General features: G+C 64.6%; 14 protein-coding genes. 7 read left to right on the top strand and 7 right to left on the bottom strand.

Going from position 1 to position 17478, the window contains the following annotated elements:
- Positions 1–328: 328 nt before the first annotated feature.
- The 5 genes from rnr (at position 329) to VSR82_RS00140 (ending at position 7242) form a co-directional block, all read left to right on the top strand.
- On the top strand, positions 329–2824 hold the full coding sequence (gene rnr / locus VSR82_RS00120) for a ribonuclease R (RefSeq protein ID WP_368582790.1): 2496 nt from the start codon (positions 329–331) through the stop codon (positions 2822–2824).
- Between the two features lie 132 nt (positions 2825–2956).
- Positions 2957–3700: a 23S rRNA (guanosine(2251)-2'-O)-methyltransferase RlmB gene (rlmB, locus tag VSR82_RS00125; protein WP_013089240.1), complete on the top strand. Its 744-nt coding sequence runs from the start codon at positions 2957–2959 to the stop codon at positions 3698–3700.
- A gap of 266 nt (positions 3701–3966) precedes the next feature.
- Positions 3967–4662: a ribose-5-phosphate isomerase RpiA gene (gene rpiA, locus VSR82_RS00130; RefSeq protein WP_368582791.1), complete on the top strand. Its 696-nt coding sequence runs from the start codon at positions 3967–3969 to the stop codon at positions 4660–4662.
- 432 nt (positions 4663–5094) lie between these two features.
- Complete coding sequence (locus VSR82_RS00135) at positions 5095–6324, top strand: glycosyltransferase (RefSeq protein ID WP_429459521.1); 1230 nt, start codon at positions 5095–5097, stop codon at positions 6322–6324.
- A 495-nt stretch (positions 6325–6819) separates the two neighbouring features.
- Complete coding sequence (locus VSR82_RS00140; protein ID WP_368582793.1) at positions 6820–7242, top strand: helix-turn-helix domain-containing protein; 423 nt, start codon at positions 6820–6822, stop codon at positions 7240–7242.
- Positions 7243–7415: 173 nt separating this feature from the next.
- On the opposite strand, the gene VSR82_RS00145 is transcribed toward VSR82_RS00140, so the two are convergent.
- Together VSR82_RS00145 and VSR82_RS00150 are read right to left on the bottom strand one after the other, a co-directional pair.
- The gene (locus tag VSR82_RS00145; protein WP_429459518.1) at positions 7416–8801 is read right to left on the bottom strand and encodes an undecaprenyl-phosphate glucose phosphotransferase; all 1386 of its coding nucleotides are present in this window, start codon (positions 8799–8801) and stop codon (positions 7416–7418) included.
- A 36-nt stretch (positions 8802–8837) separates the two neighbouring features.
- Entirely contained in the window at positions 8838–9572 is a 735-nt protein-coding gene (locus tag VSR82_RS00150) for a Crp/Fnr family transcriptional regulator (protein WP_006048767.1), read from the bottom strand.
- Between the two features lie 222 nt (positions 9573–9794).
- On the opposite strand from VSR82_RS00150, the gene VSR82_RS00155 reads away from it, so the two are divergent.
- Complete coding sequence (locus VSR82_RS00155; RefSeq protein ID WP_498857435.1) at positions 9795–10037, top strand: hypothetical protein; 243 nt, start codon at positions 9795–9797, stop codon at positions 10035–10037.
- A 164-nt stretch (positions 10038–10201) separates the two neighbouring features.
- On the opposite strand, the gene VSR82_RS00160 is transcribed toward VSR82_RS00155, so the two are convergent.
- Genes VSR82_RS00160 through VSR82_RS00180 form a run of 5 tightly spaced genes read right to left on the bottom strand, consistent with a single transcriptional unit; the run spans position 10202 to position 16568 of the window.
- Positions 10202–12853: a glycosyl hydrolase 2 galactose-binding domain-containing protein gene (locus tag VSR82_RS00160; protein ID WP_429459515.1), complete on the bottom strand. Its 2652-nt coding sequence runs from the start codon at positions 12851–12853 to the stop codon at positions 10202–10204.
- A 15-nt stretch (positions 12854–12868) separates the two neighbouring features.
- Positions 12869–13942, bottom strand: coding sequence for a DUF1839 family protein (locus VSR82_RS00165; RefSeq protein WP_429459513.1), 1074 nt, complete (start codon positions 13940–13942; stop codon positions 12869–12871).
- Positions 13939–15012 (bottom strand): amino acid--[acyl-carrier-protein] ligase, encoded by a 1074-nt coding sequence (locus VSR82_RS00170; protein WP_429459511.1) that lies wholly within the window; start codon positions 15010–15012, stop codon positions 13939–13941. The genes VSR82_RS00165 and VSR82_RS00170 overlap by 4 nt, the downstream gene beginning before the upstream one ends.
- On the bottom strand, positions 15013–16320 hold the full coding sequence (locus VSR82_RS00175) for an acyl-CoA dehydrogenase family protein (RefSeq protein WP_410851980.1): 1308 nt from the start codon (positions 16318–16320) through the stop codon (positions 15013–15015). It abuts the gene before it with no gap.
- Entirely contained in the window at positions 16317–16568 is a 252-nt protein-coding gene (locus VSR82_RS00180) for an acyl carrier protein (RefSeq protein WP_368582801.1), read from the bottom strand. Before VSR82_RS00180 ends, VSR82_RS00175 begins: the two co-directional genes overlap by 4 nt.
- A 368-nt stretch (positions 16569–16936) precedes the next feature.
- Between VSR82_RS00180 and VSR82_RS00185 the strand changes: the two genes are divergently transcribed.
- The gene (locus VSR82_RS00185; RefSeq protein WP_368582802.1) at positions 16937–17470 is read left to right on the top strand and encodes a GNAT family N-acetyltransferase; all 534 of its coding nucleotides are present in this window, start codon (positions 16937–16939) and stop codon (positions 17468–17470) included.
- Positions 17471–17478: the final 8 nt, after the last annotated feature.

The raw sequence follows: 17478 nt of genomic DNA on the forward strand, positions 1-17478 counted from the left end.
AGCCGGCGCACGACGCGTCCGAACCACCGGCGCAGGCCCGCGTGGCGCCCGACACGGGTGTTAGAATGCCTCGCAGTAGTTCGTTGGCACGATGCACATCCGGTGCCGCGACGCGAGTGTCGACATGCGATCAGCCAGTCGCGCGCCGGCCTTGCGTTGAACGAGCCGAACCCGGGCAGTTTCCTGTGCAATCGCAGTAGAGCAGAAGAGCAGCAAGCAGCAGGTGCAATGACCGAGGCAGCGCAGCCGCCCGACAGATCCAGCCGAGCGCAACTGCGCGCATTAAGCAAACGCCTTCCAGGCCGGACCACATCGCCGACCGACGTCCATGCAACGAGAAAAAATCATCGACAAGCCCTTGAGCAAATTTCCGTATCCGATTCCAAGCCGCGAAGAAATCCTCGGCGTGCTGCGCACGAGTGAAACGCCGCTTGCCGCGAACGACATCGCCGAAGCCCTGTCGATCAAGCGCCAGGAGCGCGAAGGATTTTTCAAGCGTCTCGGCGCGATGGAGCGCGACGGCCAGATCCGGCTCGATCAGCGCAATCTCTATCAACTGACTCATCCGTCGAACTTCGTCGCGGGCCGCGTGCAGGGCCATCGCGACGGCTACGGTTTCCTGATTCGCGACGACGGCCAGGACGACCTGTTCCTGCCCAACGGCGAGATGCAGAAGGTCATGCACAACGACCGCGTGCTCGCGCGCATCGTCGGCTATGACCGGCGTGGGCGGCCCGAAGGGCACATCGTCGAGGTCACGGACCGCGCGAACAAGCGCGTGATCGGACGCCTGCTCAACGAGAACGGCGCGCTGATCGTCGCGCCCGAAGACAAGCGCATCGGCCACGACATTCTGATCACGCAGAACACCCGCAAGGCGAAGGTCGGCCAGGTCGTGGTGGTCGAGCTGACCGATTTTCCGAGCCGTCATTCGCAGCCGCTCGGCCGCGTGGTCGAAGTGCTCGGCGACATCGACGACCCCGGCATGGAAATCGAAATCGCGGTGCGCAAGTACGGCGTGCCGCACGAATTCAGCGAGGCCGCGCTAGGCGAAGCGGCCAAGCTCCCCGATGAAGTGCGCCCGGCCGACATCCGCCATCGCGTCGATCTGCGCGACGTGCCGCTCGTCACGATCGACGGCGAGGACGCGCGCGACTTCGACGACGCCGTCTATTGCGAGCCGGTCAAGGTGGGCCGCGGCGACGGCTTCCGCCTGATCGTCGCGATCGCGGACGTGTCGCATTACGTGCTGCCGCAAAGCGGGCTCGACACCGACGCGATCGAGCGCAGCACGTCGGTGTACTTCCCGCGCCGCGTGATCCCGATGCTGCCGGAGAAGCTGTCGAACGGACTGTGCTCGCTGAATCCGCAGGTCGACCGCTGCGTGCTCGTGTGCGACATGATCGTCACCGCGCGTGGCGACGTGAAGGCGTATCAGTTCTATCCGGGCGTGATGCATTCGGCCGCGCGGCTCACCTACACCGAAGTTGCCGCGGTGCTGACGAACACCAAGGGTCCCGAGGCAACCCGCCGTGCCGCGTTGCTGCCGCAACTGCAGAATCTGTATGGCGTCTACAAGGCGCTGTTCGCGGCGCGCCAGAAACGCGGCGCGATCGACTTCGATACGACGGAGACGTACATCGTCTGCAACGCGCAGGGCAAGATCGAGCAGATCGTGCCGCGCACGCGCAACGACGCGCACAAGCTGATCGAGGAATGCATGCTGGCCGCGAACGTGTGCGCGGCGGATTTCCTGAAGCGCAACAAGCATCCGGGCCTGTTCCGCGTGCATGCGGGCCCGAGCGCGGAAAAGCTCGAGAACCTGCGCACGTTCCTGCGCGGCATGGGCCTGACGCTCGGCGGCGGCGACACGCCGCACGCGAGCGACTACGCCGCACTGATGGCGCAGATCCGCGACCGGCCCGACGCGTCGATGCTGCAGACCATGCTGCTGCGCTCGATGCAGCAGGCGGTCTACAGCCCCGACAACATCGGCCACTTCGGTCTCGCCTACGAGGCCTACGCGCACTTCACGAGCCCGATTCGTCGCTATCCGGACCTGCTCACGCATCGCGCGATCTACGCGATCCTGCAGGGCCGCAAGTATCAGCCGCAGCCGCCGCACGGCGTCGAGCTCAATACCGCGCTGTCGCCGCGCGCCCGCGCAATGCAGCAGGCCGACGAGGAAAAGCGCGGTGCCCGCGCTCGCACGAACAACGTAGCGATCTGGGAAGAGCTCGGGCTGCACTGCTCGGCCAACGAGCGCCGCGCGGACGAAGCATCGCGCGACGTCGAAGCATGGCTCAAGTGCTATTTCATGCGCGACAAGCTCGGCGAAGAGTATGGCGGCATGGTCAACGGCGTCACGTCGTTTGGCATCTTCGTGCAGCTCGATTCGCTGTTCATCGAAGGTCTCGTGCATGTGACCGAACTCGGCTCGGACTACTTCCAGTACGACGAGATCAGGAACGAGCTGCGCGGCGAGCGCACCGGCATTCGCTACCGGCTGTCGGATCGTGTGCGCGTGCAGGTGAGCCGCGTCGATCTCGACGCACGCAAGATCGACTTCCGTCTCGTGCGCGATACGCCGATCAAGCCGCCCGCGCCACGCGGTATGGCGGCGGACAAGGGCGAAGGCGCTGGCCCGCGCGTGCGCGTGTTGCCGTCGGCGGAAAGCGGCGCGTCGGTGCCGGGTCAGCGGCGCAAAAAGGCCGCGCCCGCGCAGAGCGTGGCGGTCAAGGAAGCGCGCGCCGCGCGTGGCGCGGCGAGGAAGCATGGCGTCGCGAGCAAGGCGGCGTCGAAGCAGGCACGCAAGAAGCGCTGAGGCTTTCACAGCGCCGCGACCGCGCGCAGCGGGCACGTGAACGCGTGCCGGTTGCGCGCGGTCTGCCTTTTGGTTTCATCTTCATCACAGTGGCGCGCGTTGAATGCGCGTCCAATCAAAGGTTGTTCAGTCATGGCACGTCATAAGGTTTTATACGGTTTCCACGCAGTGACCGCGCGTATCCGGCACGATGCGTCGACGGTCGAGGATGTCTATTACGACGCGACGCGCAAGGACCGTCGTATGACCGAATTCCTGCAGGCCGCGAAGGACGCGGGCGTGCGTCTGATCGCCGCCGACGAAACGCGTCTGTGGGGCCTTGCGCGCACAGAACGTCATCAGGGCGTGGTCGCGCGCGCGGGCGATCTGCCGCTCGCGCAGAACCTCGCCGAACTGCTCGACGGCATCAGCGGCTCTCCGCTCATCCTCGTGCTCGACGGCGTGACCGATCCGCACAATCTCGGCGCCTGCCTGCGCGTCGCCGACGCGGCTGGCGCGCATGCGGTGATCGCGCCGCGCGATCGCGCGGTGGGACTGAACGCGACTGCCGCGAAGGTCGCGAGCGGCGCGGCCGACACGGTGCCGTACATCACGGTCACCAATCTGGCGCGCGCGCTGCGCGAACTGAAGGACGCGGGCGTCTGGGTGGTCGGCACGGCCGGCGACGCGCAGAAGAGCGTCTACGAAACGGAACTCGACGGGCCGGTGGCGCTCGTGATGGGCGCGGAAGGCGAGGGCATGCGGCGTCTGACGCGTGAAACCTGCGATGTCGTCATGAACATTCCGATGGCGGGGACGGTGGAGAGCTTGAATGTGTCCGTGGCTAGCGGGGTGTGTCTGTTCGAGGCGGTGCGGCAGCGGGCGGTGAAGAAGTAGTTTTCTGTCGTCGGACTCGTTGTTGGACGATTGTTGGCGCCCGGAACGCGGTGGTGGTTTCGGGCGCTTTGTTTTGGATGTGGAGGATGAGGCTGTCTCCGCAGGAGACTCCTTGGCTCATCAAGAAAAGACGTATTCCCGTGAAAAGCTGTCCGGCAAATCAGCGGACTGCACGACACAAAGCGCCCCCACCGCGCGCCCAAACCGAACCCTCCCCCCGCCACTCCGGTAAACTATCGGTTTTTCACGCTTTTCCCGCCTCTCCCATGACTCAAGACGAACTCAAGCAACTGGTCGGCCAGGCCGCCGCCGATTACGTGAACGCCAACGTACCGCAAGGCTCGGTGGTCGGCGTCGGCACGGGCTCCACCGCGAACTGTTTCATCGACGCGCTGGCCGCCACCAAATCCCGCTATCGCGGCGCCGTGTCGAGTTCGCTCGCCACCACCGCGCGTCTGCAATCGCACGGCTTCAAGGTGCTCGACCTGAACGAGATCGACTCGCTGCCGGTGTACGTCGACGGCGCCGACGAAATCGATCGCAGCGGTGCGATGATCAAGGGCGGCGGCGGCGCGCTGACGCGCGAGAAGGTCGTCGCGTCGGTGTCGGAAGTATTCGTCTGCATCGCGGATGCGAGCAAGGTTGTCGAGACGCTCGGCAAGTTCCCGCTGCCGATCGAAGTCCTGCCGATGGCGCGCACCGCGATCGGCCGCCGCGTGACGGCTCTCGGCGGCGTGCCCGTCGTGCGTGTGACGAAAGAGGGCGCGCCGTTCATCACCGACAACGGCAACGAGATCATCGACGTGAAGGGCTTGAGCATCAGCGACCCGCGCACGCTCGAGGCGCATATCAACGCATGGCCCGGCGTCGTCACGGTCGGCCTGTTCGCGGGCCGCGGCGCGAATGTGTGCCTGCTCGGCACCGACACCGGCGTGCAAACGATCACGTACGGCCAGAATTAAGCGGCTGCATTTCTGTTCGCTCTGACGCGTGCGAACCGCTCCAGCGGTTCGCACGCGTTTTTTATTGCGCTCGCCCGTCGCGGCGGCAATCGCGCACCCATGGCGGAAAATGCCTGGCTCCGCGCGCAGACCATTCGCCGTCGATGCTAGCCGCGCGCGATGCCCGCCACGTCACGTGCCGCTCGCTCGCGCAGCGCTCCGATCGCAACGCGTGAGTTGGACTAGTGAGAAGACGTGACGACGTAAACATCAGCCGTGTGCACAGACGAAAGCTCAGCAATAAAGCCGTGGTTTTGCTGACGCAAACGGACTCTGCGAATTACTCGCGCACTGTCGCACGTCGAATGTGTGCACGCGCACGCACAGTCAGGAACGTGGCACATACACTCTTCTCTGAGGCCAGGTGGCGTTTCGTGACAGATAGGGCGGAATATGAAAGTGGCGATCGTGCACGATTGGCTGGTCGCTCCCGGCGGCGCCGAGAAAGTGCTCGAGCAGATCATCGAGTGCTTTCCCGACGCCGATGTTTTCAGCGTCGTCGATTTTCTCGAAGATCGCGCGCCGCTAGCCGGTAAGCCGGTCACCACGTCGTTCATACAACGCCTGCCGTTTGCGCGCACCCGGTATCGCGCGTATTTGCCGTTGATGCCGCTTGCCGTCGAACGGTTCGATCTGTCGAGCTACGACCTGATCATTAGCAGTTCTTGCGCGGTCGCGAAGGGCGTACTGGTCGGCCCACATCAGACGCACATCAGCTACGTGCATTCGCTGATGCGCTATGCGTGGGATCTGCAGCATCAGTATCTGCGCGACGCGAATCTGCTGCGCGGACCGAAGTCGTGGGCCGCGCGGGTGTTGCTGCATTATCTGCGCGGCTGGGACGCGCAATCGACGAATGGCGTCGATCGTCTGATCGCGAATTCGCAATCGGTCGCGCGGCGCATGCTGAAAACCTATCGGCGCGATGCCGCGGTGATTCCGCCGCCCGTCGACGTGAACGAATTCGAACTGCGCGCCGAGAAAGACGATTTCTATCTGAGCGTGTCGCGGATGGTGCCGCATCAACGCATCGATCTGATCGTCGAGACATTCAATGCCACGCCGCAGCGCAAGCTGATCGTGATCGGCGATGGGCCGCAGATGGCGTCGATTCGCGCGAAAGCCGGACCGAACGTGACGGTCCTCGGTGATCAGCCACTGGGCGTACTGAAGGGTTATCTGGCGCGTGCGCGAGCCTTCGTGTTCGCCGCCGAGGAAGATTTCGGCATCGTGCCGCTCGAAGCGCAGGCCTGCGGCACGCCGGTCATTGCGTTCGCCAAGGGCGGAGCGCTCGAAACGGTCGTACCGGTCGGCGATCCGCATCCGACCGGCGTTTTCTTCGCGCGTCAGACGGCGGTATCGCTGCTCGACGCGATCAACCGCTTCGAGCGGCTGAGCGCGTACATCACGCCAGCGGCCTGTCGCGCGAATGCCGAACGGTTTTCGGCTCAGGTGTTCCGGCGCGCGTTCATGGCCGAGGTTACGCGCACGATTGCGGCAGTCGCTCAGGGTCTGCCGGCGGCGGAACTGGGAGATCAGGTGACGTGGGCGGAGTCCGATCTCGCGACGCGCGAACTCGGCATCGCCAGCGACACGGCGCCGAAAAGCAGGTGGAGGCAATGAGGTGAGGGTCTTTCGCTGTACTCGCCTCGTGGAGTTTTCGATAGGAGAGGAAAGGGTTTTCGTCGTCATGCAGTGATTTCGCAACAGGCAGTAACGAGCCGTTCTGACCAACGCGTCCGGGCGGCTATTGGTGTGGGCGCGTTCGCTTCGCGCTTTGTGTCGGCAGTGCGTATCGCGTATCGCGCGAAACGCACCGCGCGTGCAAGGCGAGCCGCGGCGGGCCATTCTCAAGCAGGCAGGACTGGACTTCAAAAAAACGACATCGGGGTGCGCGCCACGCGCTACGGGCGAGATTTTTCGCTGGCGCAGCATGCCTCGCGTGGCCATAACGACCTGAAGCAGACGTTCGCTATCGTGACCGCTGAATGACCTCACTGCGAAGTTCGCAGTGCTGGCAATTCGGCGTGCCACGGCGATTCACTACAACAGGCAGTCGTCATTCGCGCGTCACCGATTAACGCGCCGACGGCTTTGGACGAGGACGAATTTAAACTCATGAATGCCGATCGCCTTCCGGGACCCTTTCCCGACATTGCCGCAACCTGGGCTGCGCTGAAGAGCCAGTTGCCGATCACGCCGATTCGCACCGAAGAGGATTATCACCAGATGGTGCGCATCGCAAACTCGCTGTCCGATCATCTAAGTGGCGAGGACAACGATCCGCTCGCGGATCTGCACGCGATCGTGAAGGAGCTGGTCGGTCACTGGCAAGCACGCAACCTGACGATTCCAAAAGCGGAGCCGCGCGAGGTGCTGCGCCATTTGCTGATCACGCATGGTCTCAAGCAGAAGGATCTGGCCGGCATCGCGTCGCCGACCGTGGTCAGCGATATTCTCGCGGGGCGCCGCGCGATCAGCAAGAAAGTCGCCAAGGCGCTCGCGGTACGGTTCCAGACCGACGTCAGCCAGTTCCTGTAGCGGCGGTGTCGCGCGGCGGGCCCGTCGATGACGGGGGCCGCCGCGGCTCTTTGTCTTGCGTCAACGATGGCGGCTGTCGATCGAGCCGCCGGAGTTGGCGTTTCGATTTGCAGCGCGCCGCGGCGCCGTCACGATGACCGGCACTCCTGGATGCGATCCGCTCGACGGCTTGATCAGAACGCGTTGCGGCCGACGAAGCCCTTGAAAATCGTGATGAAGACGATCTTCATGTCGAACCAGAACGACCAGTTCTGGATATAGAAGAGATCGAATTTGACGCGCGCTTCCATCTTCTCGACCTTGGTGGTCGCGCCGCGATAGCCGTTGACCTGGGCCCAGCCGGTGATGCCGGGCTTGATGCGGTAGCGGTGCATGTAGCCATACACCTGGTCTTTGTACAGATCATCGTGTTCGATCGCATGCGGACGCGGACCCACCACCGACATCTGACCGAGCAGCACGTTCAGAAACTGAGGCAGTTCGTCAAGACTCGTGCGACGCATGAAGCTGCCGAGCTTCGTCACGCGCGAGTCGTTGCGGGTCGCCTGCGTGATCTGACCGTGCTCTTCCCGGTGCACGCTCATCGAGCGGAACTTGTAGATCCAGAACGGCTGACCATCGACGCCCTTGCGGATCTGCCGGAAAAACACGGGTCCCGGCGACGTGAGCTTGATGCCGATCGCGAGCACGACGAACACCGGCGCGAGCGCGAGCAGCGCGAGCGCGGCCAACAGGCGGTCGAATATCAGCTTGGGCCACATCTGCGGCGGCGAGATCGGCGTCGCGCTCAGATTCAGCGTCGGCAAACCGACAACATCGGCGATCGCATGATTGAACAGCGACAGACCGCGCACGTCGGGAATGAAGCGCAGATTGACGAAGTCGTGTCTGAAGATGCGCGTGAAGCGGTAGATCGTGTGTTCCTCTGAAAGTGGTAACGCGAGCCACACTTCGTTGACGCGTTCCTCGCGCACCTTCGTCGCGAACGCTTCCAGATCGGTCATCACGGGTAGGCGGGCCAGACGCGCGCCGTACGCGTCGGGGCCTTCCACGCTGGTGTCGAACACGCACACCGGTTTGAAGCCCGCTTGCGGCGCGTGTTCGAGATGCGCGAGCAGCATGCGCGCAAAGCCCGGTGCGCCGACGATCGCGACGGTGCGCGCGTTCATGCCGCGGCGGCGCACGAAGCGCAGCACCACGTGCATGATGCAGCGGGTCGCGATGATCAGCGCGCCGGAGATCAGCGTCGAATATCCGAACCATAGGCGCGACACCGCATCCGTCCGATGCAGCGTAAACGCGAGCACGAGCGAGGTTGCGACCACCACGACCCACGCGGCGGCGATTCTCGCGAGCACTGGCGCGAGCGCCTTGCCGCGCCACGTCTCATAGGCACCGAAGCCCGGAAACAGCAGCAGAACCAGCACACAGTTGAACGCAATCAGAAGGCGCTGGGTATCGGCTAGCGCGATTGCTGTGGGAAAGCGCATCCAGTGCGCTAGCAGACCGCCTGCAATCACGAAGAGAACGTCGAGACATCGAGAAGTAGCCCTAAACATAGGCAAATCGACCGCGGTCATCGAGCGGCGTCCCGCTTATTCGACGGTCTCCGCCTGGCGCAGGCGCGGCAGCAGACGATCGAATTCGCGTTTCACGAGGCCGTAGCATTCGCACGCGCGGGCTTCGAGGCCCTTGCGGTCGAGCACCTTGATGTGACCGCGGCTATGATGGATCAGGCCTTCGTCGTGCAGCTTGCCGGCCGCTTCGGTGATGCCTTCGCGGCGCACGCCAAGCATGTCGGCGATCAGCTGCTGCGTGACGGTCAGGTCGTTCGACGCGACGCGATCCACCTCGATCAGCAGCCAGCGGCACAGTTGCTTGTTGAGCGCGTGATGGCGATTGCATGCGGCAGTCTGCGCGACCTGGGTCAGAAGAGCGTGCATGTACAACAGCATCAGGCGGCGCAGAAAGTCGGACCGCGCGAACTGCTGCTTGAGCGCCTGTGCGCTCATCCGGTAGGCGAAGCCCGCGCATTGCACCTGCACGCGGTTGGGCATGGTTTCGCCGCCCGTCAGGACCGGCACGCCGGTCATGCCTTCGCGGCCGACCGCGGCGATCTCGACGGAGCTGCCGTCTTCCATCGTCGAGAGCATCGAGATGATCGCGGTGGTGGGGAAGTAAACATGATGGATCCGTTGACCCGAGTCGCATAGCAGTTGCTCGGTGCGCAGATGAACCAGTTCGAGGTGGGGGGCCAGCGCTTGCCATTCGTGCGACGGCAATGCGCCCAGCAGATGGTTACCGTGCAAATCGGATTGAAGTGTCAACATGATCGGTCCTCGCATGACAGCCGCGCCTCGCGCGACTCTCTCCGTTTATTTGATCCGATGCCCGCATCCTCGGGACAGGGCTGCCCGGCGAGCAGCTAGGATGAACAGCACCGGCCCCGTTTTAGGCCTGTCTGCCGCCGCCTCTGTTGTTGCGCTCGTGTGCGGTGGCACTCTGTTGCGTGAAGGTAATAGCGAGGACCGTGCCAACGTTAGGGAAAACGCGTGCTGATGCGGCGCAGCGAACAAACCCGCAGTGCGTCGGGAGGGGAAAAGCGGCTTTTTGTTTCAGTTCTGCACACCCCCTCCGGATGGGCAATGCATCCGATGAAAGCTTCGGGTTTCGGGGAACCCCTTGATATCAAAGGCTTCACGGCCAAAAACAGGGGGGCTGTCGAAGCTGTCTCAGATTTGAACCTGGCGCCGCATGTACGTTTTGAAGCGCTCGACCTGAAGTGTCGGAAATGATTCAGAAGTGTTAAATGGAGTGCGTACGCTGTCGCACGCAAAGCCTCTCAGAGCCGCTAACAGTCGCGTTCGAGCCAACAGTGAGTGCGCGGAGCAGACAGTTCGAGAGATGCGAAGCGGGCTCTGGCGCGCCTCGCGGGCCTGCGACTAGTTCGGAATCACCACTAGCCGTAAAAGATGGCGGAAAGCGCATTGATCGCGCGGACTTCCCCTTGGGGCGCCGCGCTTGTTGCATCCACTTTAAAGGCCGCGTTCGATGCAGGTGCAACGACTTCTTGCGGCGATGCGGCGAACGCGCTCGGCAGCAGCGGTTCGAGCGGATGAAGCGGCACGATACAGCGCCGGTTCGGCGCGAGATGGAACCAGTCGCGCGCCGCGCGATAGTGCCGGTCAATGATATGAACGAAGCGCGCAAAGCGCTTCGTTTCGATCGCGAGCTGCCAGCCGCTGCCGTCGCCACGACGCTCGACCTCAACGGTCATACCGAGGTCATGATGCGCGTGCACGTTACGCTCGGGCAGGTGAAACGCCTCGGAGACGATCTCGCCGCTCGCGCCATCGTATAGCGTTGCAATCGTGACATCGTGCGCGCGCGGGCCGAAGCGGTACGCGTGCGTCAGATCGAAGAACTGGCCGAGCAGCGCGGCCGCGCTGAGGCGTTGCAGGCTGCGCGGGGCAAGCGTCAGCGCGCTGCGTGCGGACGTGACCTTCACGCTGCCGTCGCGCAGACAGACCAGTTCGAGTTCGCCGCTAAACGTTTGCGCCCGCTCGTTGATCAGATGGATATCGAGGCCGTTGAGGCCTTCGTCGGTCAGCGTGACCTGCAATGGCTGAAGCGTCTGCGCGAAGCCGTGCAGCGCGCTTTTCGGCCGTCCCGTCGCGTCGATCAAGCCCCAGCCCGCGCCCGCGCGCAGATCCTGCAACTGCCACACGAGGCCGCCGCCGCACGGTGAGCCCGCGCGCCGCCACTCGGCGAACACGTCGCTGATCAGATCGGCAACCACCGCGCGCGACAGATCCAGATAGCGCGCCGGGTCTTCATAGCGCAAGCGCGCCGGCTCGACGCCGTAAAGCGCCTGCAGATAATGATCGCGCACGTCGTCGAAATCCCAGCCTGCGCCGGCATCGCGCGGCACGGCGGCTTTCCAGCGCGGATCGTGCGTGTGGATCGTGCCGAGCGCGTCGTGCAGCGTCGCGTCGTCGGGGACGTTGGCGAATGCCAGGCATTCTGCCGCGAAGCGCACCTGCGCGCGTCGCACGTCGGCGAGCGGCCGTTGATACGCGCCGACGCCGTAGTAGTGCGTGACGCCCTCGTTAGTCGAAAACGGCCATGCGCCGCCCGATGGCGAATTGCTGACATAGGGCACGTCCGCGCGTTCGCGCGCGACGAGCGCGGGCAGCAGCTCGGTAAACAACGGTTGCGCGCGCCGCGCCGCGGGCAGTCCGAACATCGCCGCCTGCTGGTCGACCTCGCTGCCGCCGCACAGCACCGCGAGCGACGCGAAGCGACGCGTGCGGGTCAGGAACTGGCTCGCTTCGCGCTCGATCAGTGCGCTGAATGCGGCATCGTTCGGGTAATCGAAATTCGCCAGCGCGAAGTCCTGCCATATCAGCATGCCGTACTCATCGGCGAGGACATAAAACAGATCTGATTCATACAGCATCGTGCCGCCGACGCGCAGCATGTTCATGCCGGCGGCGCGCGCGAGCTCGAACGTATGGCGCAACTGCGTTTCGGTGCCTGCCAGCGTGACGAGATCGGCGCTGGTCCAGCACGCACCGCGACAGAACACTGGCACGTCATTCACGCGCAAGGTAAAGCCCGCAGCATCGGCGCCGTGATCCACTTCGATACGACGAAAGCCGATCGAGCCCAGCGACTCACTGATCACGTCGCCATCGGCGAGTTGCAACGTCAGAGGATATAAAGCGGGCTCTCCGTGCGTATGCGGCCACCAGCGTTTCGCGTCAGGCACGCGCACGTCGCCGGTGAGTGTATATGCATCGTGCCATTGCAAAGACGAAACATGGTTGCCGCACGCAAGTGACGCGCGGCAGGCGACGACGTCGTGGGGGTGTACGAAACGTAACGTCAACGAAACAACCCCATCCTCGTGCTCGAGCCGGCTGGTCAGATCAATGGTGTCGAATGCGTGCGGCGCGTCGCCGAGCAGCTCGATCGGACGCCACGGCCCGACCGCCTGGATGGACGGACACCAGCCGGGCATATGGCCGAGCAGCGTGGTGCGCACGTTGCGAAGCGTCGGCGGCGAGACGAGCCGTGGCCGCCAACGCGCACGCGAGCGTTTGGCCGCCAGCGCCGGCGTCAGCGAGCGAAAGCACAGCACGAGCGTCGCACGGCCATTCAGTTCGATATCCAGATCATGGGCGATGAACATCGATGCGCAATCGAGCCGCTTCACATCGTCGAGCCACACTTGCGCGAGCGTCGCGAGTCCATGAAAGCGCAAGCGGCGCCGACCGGTGCCGATCAGCGTAACGCGATACCAGTGATCGTCGAACGCGAGCGGCGGCGGGTGATCGACATCGAGCAGTCCGGCGGCGCGCCGCGCGCTCGCGATGGTGCCGGGTACGGGCGCGGCGAGCCAACCTTGCGCGGGCAGATCGACTGGCGACGCATAGGCGTTGGGTGGGGTGCTCAGACAAGCCCAGCCGGTGTCGAGCCGTTGCGGCCATAGAGAGAGCGCGCCGGCCGCGCGCGGACGGCCGGCGCCGCTCTCGTCAGCCGCCGGATCGAGTGTCGATACATCCACGGTCAATTCCCGGAAAAGCCGCGCGGCACGAAGCACGCGCATCAACGGATCAACGCATTAGCGCACCAGAGCGGCTAGCGGCGGCAGCGTTTGTTCATAGGCGCTTTCAAGCACATCGAAGCAGTCTTCACAGCTATCGCGACGACCGCGCGCGAGCGCGCGAATCAGCCGGAACTGCATCACCATCGACTCCGACGCGATGCGTTGCGCGGCGGCCGGGATCGTCGGCGGCGTCTCGAAGCCTTGCGCGGACAGCCATTGCAGATACTTCGACAGAAACTCGAAGTTCGCACCGAGTTGCCGCATCAGATTGAACGAGTACAGATGGAAGTACGCCTCGTCGCGCTCGAACAGCGTATCGAGATGGGCGGGAAACGCCGCACGCCATTGCGAAATCGGATTGCTCAACGGACGCCGCTCCAGATGCGCGCACAGCAGTTCCGCCGACGCCTTTGCGAGCGCGGTGCCTTCGAGCGCGGGCCGCGCCTGCTTGGCGAACTCGACGTACGGAAACAGCAGATCGGGCTGGCCGGTGAAATGCGGAAGCTTGCGAAACACGCCGTCGTAATCGTCGCCTTCGAGCTGGTGGTAGCCGGTATTGTGGAAATAGCCGAGGCGGCGCGCGGCGGTGTCGACGAAGTCGATGCCGATCGTGGTCTTCGGATGCTCGCTGCGATACGAGGTCGCGCGCGTATCGGGCAGGTAGTAGCCGTCGACTTCGACGAGCACGGTGTGGCCGCGCAATGTTTGCGCGAGCACGCGTTCTTCGAGTGAATCGTAGATCGCGAGCTCCTGCACCTGGGTGCCATACAGCCGTTCGAGATCGTCGAGCGGAAACTTGAAGAACGTGAACTGGTCGCCTTCGAAATCCTGCGTGACCGTGAACGCGAGCGCCGCGCGCGGATCGAGCCCGAAGCCGTGCAGCAGCTCGATCCACAGATCGACGTAGCAGTTGGTCTCCTGCCACACGCGTTCGCCCTGATGCAGCGCGTGCGCTACGTGCTCGCGCGGCTGCCTGCCGGCACGGGGCGCCGCGTGGGTCTCCCGATGCGTCGGCGGATCACCTGCGCGTTGTGGCAGCGACGAGTCGGCGAGCGAGCCGGCAAGCGCGGAAGTCGGCGATGGATTCATGCGTGCTCCCCGGCGACGGCTGCGGTTTGCGTAGACTGCGCCGCCTGCAGCGCATCCGCGACGCGGGTGCCGGTATCGCCCCACAGGAGCGCGCGCACGTCGTCGGGCCACGCGTCGACGTCGAGCCCATGATGACGGAACAGCGCGAGCGTGATGCGTTCCATGCCGAAGCCGACGCAACCCGTATGCGCGGTCGTGCCGTCGTCGCACGCAATCTTCCAGATCGCGCCGAAGTGGTCCATGTGATAGTTGAACGACAGGCAGGCCGTCTTGCCGCGCGGATCGGCGACCGAGATCAGCAATTCGAACTTGAGCGCCTGCGCGCGCTGGCTATCGGCGACGATCTTTCCGCCGCGGCCGAAGAACGGATCGTTCGCGAGATCGACTTCGACGGGCAGGCCCAACAGCTTCACGAGCAACGATCCGCGCTCGATCCACATCTGCCGGAACGCCATCACCTGCTCGGGGCTGCCGAGACGCACGTATTCGCGTTGACGGAACATTTGCATCCGGCCCGGATCGAGCGACGGCTCATGGCGGAAGCAGTACGACAGCACGTCGATAGTGCGGCCGCCGGCGGGCAGGGGGCCGCGCCGCGCCATCACCGGATAGATCGGATAGCAGGCGGCCGGCGTCAGCACGACGCGCGTCGGTTTCTGTTGCGCGAGCCACGCGTCGCCGCGGTCGTCGTCGCTGTCGGCCATCGCATCGTCGAGCGCGCGCAGCAGACGGTGGTGGCCCATGTCGTCGCCGCAGAACGAATGGATGGTGCCCGCGAGATTCGGAAAGCTCTTCAGGTACTCGCTGTCCTCGAAGTCGGTGCGGCGCATCGCGGGCGGAAAGCGCAGCACTTCGGGTTGCTGATCTTTGCCGAGATGCGTGATCGCCACGTTCAATCGATCGATCACGTCCTCGAAAATCTGGCTGCGGCCATACAGTCCGTTCTCGCCGGTGTCGATCAGCAGGCCGGCGGCCAGCATCTCGTCGCGCAGCGTGAGCGAAGGCCCCACTTCGGCGGCGCAGGCCGCCGCTGCAGTGGCAGCAGCGGCGGTATCGGTCATCAGCTTCATTCAGGGTCTCCCCGGCGCGGCAGGACGTTGTGCGAGCAGCAGACTCGCGGTGTTCTGCGCGATACGGTCGTTATTGATCATCAGGGGCGCCGAGTGCAGGTCGCGCAGATGGCGGCCGACGCTATACGGGGTGCCGTTTTTGTAACCCGCCATGCCGCAGATCATCAGCACTTCCTGTACGACCTGCAGCGCGGTGGTCGAGATGCTGGTCTTCAGCGTGTTCATGTCCGACGCGAACCCGAGCATCGCCGCGAGCGGGGCGTCCGCCGGGATTGCGCCCTCGCGCGCCTGATGCGCGGCGCGCGCGGCTTCCAGCGCGACCGACAGACGCGCCTGCATCATCTGCAGCAGCCCGACCGCTTCGGCAAGCCGCAGACCGGCCGGCGGCATGGTGCCGGGCTTCGCGCGCGCCTGTGCGCGGAAGAACGCTTTCGCGCGATTGACCGCGTCGATCGCGATGCCGGTCCACACCGACGCCCACAGCGTGTGCGACACGGGCAGCATGGTCTGATCTGCGATGTCGGCGAACGGCGTCGCGAGGATCTGTTCTGCGAGTCCCGTCGCGATGAGCCGGAAGCCCTCGCTGCAGGTGCCGCGCATGCCCATCGCGTCCCAGCCGCCGCGTCGCTCGAGCTGCGTTTCGGCGCGCAGCGCGACGATCAGCACTTGGTCGGACGCGGCCGCTTCGGCGGTGCGCCGCGCGGTCACGAGAATGCCGTCGGCGTGCGCGCCATACGAGATCGTCGGTGCGAGCTTTTCGATCCGGAAACGCGCGCCATCGAGCTCGACCGAGCACGCGCTCGTGCGCATGTTGCCGCCGATCGTTTCTTCCGACGTCGCCGACGCGAGCAGCCATTGCTGCTCGGCCAGTTGCGAGAGCAGGCTCGCTTGCCAGGCCGAGTTGCCGCGATGAGAGTCGATGCACGCGACCTGGATCTGATGCATCGCATAGATCATCGCCGTCGATGCGCAACCCTGGGCAAGCGTTTCGCAGATCGCGCCGATATCGGCAAGCGACAGACCCGCGCCACCGTAAGCGGTCGGCACCATCGCTGATAACAAACGCTCGGCCTTCAGCGCGTCGAACGCCTCGACCGGAAAGCGCGCGTCACGGTCGACGGCGTCCGCGTACTGCGCGGCGATCGCCGCGCACCGATGCGCTGCAGCACGCCATTCGGGACCGCTGTCGAGCGCGGTCAGCGCCCCGGCGGCAGGGCTCTCGCCAGCGCCGGTCTGTGCATCGGTAGTCGAGTTCGCGGCCGCCCCGCAGGCCGCTGCGGCGGCCTGATCCAGCAGCGGCGCACTCATGCTGCCGCCTTGGCCTGCTGCAACTCCGTCATCGCGGCGGCCATCGAGTCGATGCTCGAGAACAGGCGGCGCGTCAGCATTCGGTCAGGAATTTCGACGTTGAATTCGTCTTCCATGGCGAGCATCAGATGCACGGTCGCGAGCGATGAGAGTCCGGCAGCATAGAGATCGGCGTCGTCGGCGAGGTTTTCCACCGGAACATCCAGGCGTGCGGATTCTGAAAGGATGCGTCTCAATGCAGTTTTCATGCAGTGCTCCCCCTTATGGTCAAAGGTCTGCCGATGGGTGCCGCGATCGAATGATCGTGGGCGCCTGATTTTCGTAGGTAGGTTCGTGCGGTGCGAAGACCGCAGTGTGTGTGCGCGATGGTGCAGTGCGGTGATGCAGGCGGGCTGTGTGAAGCCATCTGCGATACCGGGGCACGTGGTGAGACTGCGCTTCGTTGGCTCGTATTTAAGAATCGGCAACCCCGAGCGTCAGTGCGATGGCGCACGGAAGCACGTCTTTCGCGCAGGCTACCGTGTGGTCGATGATGAGGGACCGTCATGGATCGGCCTGCCGTCGCGCACGGCAGCCATCGCCGGTTTCGCCAAATATTTTGACCGCCGGGGGCGTGATGAACTGGAAGACGCTGGAGTTCGATCAGCTATCTGCACGTGAGTTGTATGTCCTGCTGCGTGCGCGCAGTGCGGTATTCGTCGTCGAGCAGTCGCATGTGTGCCTCGACGCGGACGGTCGCGACGAGCACGCTTTGCATGTGTTCGCGGTCGACGACATGGCACGTCCTATGCCAGTGCTCGCCTATGCGCGGGTGCAGCCCGGCGATTCGGAAGATCCGGAAGTCACGATCGACAAGGTGCTGACGAGTCCGCTGCGGCGCGGCGACGGCACCGCCGAGATGCTGATCGAGCGTGTGCTCGAAGCGGTCGCCGAACGCTGGCCGGGCCGCGCCACGCGCGTGAGTGCGCCGCTTGGCTTGCGCGGGTTCTACGAGCAGTTCGGCTTTCGCAAAACCGAGGGCCCGTACCTCGAACACGGTGTGCCGTACATCGGTCTCACGCGTCAGGTGCGCGGCGCTCAGGCACGCTTCGGGCAGCGGCGGCGCGAGCGCGACGGCGCATCGTTCGTCAACACGTTCGAACTGTTGTGATGGGGGGG

The sequence above is a fragment of the Burkholderia sp. JPY481 genome (assembly GCF_038900515.1).
Classification (GTDB): Bacteria; Pseudomonadota; Gammaproteobacteria; order Burkholderiales; family Burkholderiaceae; genus Paraburkholderia; species Paraburkholderia youngii.

Excerpts from the sequence above, each read along its gene's own strand:
- VSR82_RS00160 (WP_429459515.1), bottom strand. The coding sequence starts at position 12,853 with ATGCGCGTGCTTCGTGCCGCGCGGCTTTTCCGGGAATTGACCGTGGAT.
- VSR82_RS00150 (WP_006048767.1), bottom strand. The coding sequence starts at position 9,572 with ATGTTGACACTTCAATCCGATTTGCACGGTAACCATCTGCTGGGCGCA.
- VSR82_RS00185 (WP_368582802.1), top strand. The coding sequence starts at position 16,937 with ATGAACTGGAAGACGCTGGAGTTCGATCAGCTATCTGCACGTGAGTTG.
- rnr (WP_368582790.1), top strand. The coding sequence starts at position 329 with ATGCAACGAGAAAAAATCATCGACAAGCCCTTGAGCAAATTTCCGTAT.
- VSR82_RS00180 (WP_368582801.1), bottom strand. The coding sequence starts at position 16,568 with ATGAAAACTGCATTGAGACGCATCCTTTCAGAATCCGCACGCCTGGAT.
- rlmB (WP_013089240.1), top strand. The coding sequence starts at position 2,957 with ATGGCACGTCATAAGGTTTTATACGGTTTCCACGCAGTGACCGCGCGT.
- VSR82_RS00165 (WP_429459513.1), bottom strand. The coding sequence starts at position 13,942 with ATGAATCCATCGCCGACTTCCGCGCTTGCCGGCTCGCTCGCCGACTCG.
- rpiA (WP_368582791.1), top strand. The coding sequence starts at position 3,967 with ATGACTCAAGACGAACTCAAGCAACTGGTCGGCCAGGCCGCCGCCGAT.
- VSR82_RS00145 (WP_429459518.1), bottom strand. The coding sequence starts at position 8,801 with ATGTTTAGGGCTACTTCTCGATGTCTCGACGTTCTCTTCGTGATTGCA.
- VSR82_RS00175 (WP_410851980.1), bottom strand. The coding sequence starts at position 16,320 with ATGAGTGCGCCGCTGCTGGATCAGGCCGCCGCAGCGGCCTGCGGGGCG.
- VSR82_RS00170 (WP_429459511.1), bottom strand. The coding sequence starts at position 15,012 with ATGAAGCTGATGACCGATACCGCCGCTGCTGCCACTGCAGCGGCGGCC.
- VSR82_RS00140 (WP_368582793.1), top strand. The coding sequence starts at position 6,820 with ATGAATGCCGATCGCCTTCCGGGACCCTTTCCCGACATTGCCGCAACC.
- VSR82_RS00135 (WP_429459521.1), top strand. The coding sequence starts at position 5,095 with ATGAAAGTGGCGATCGTGCACGATTGGCTGGTCGCTCCCGGCGGCGCC.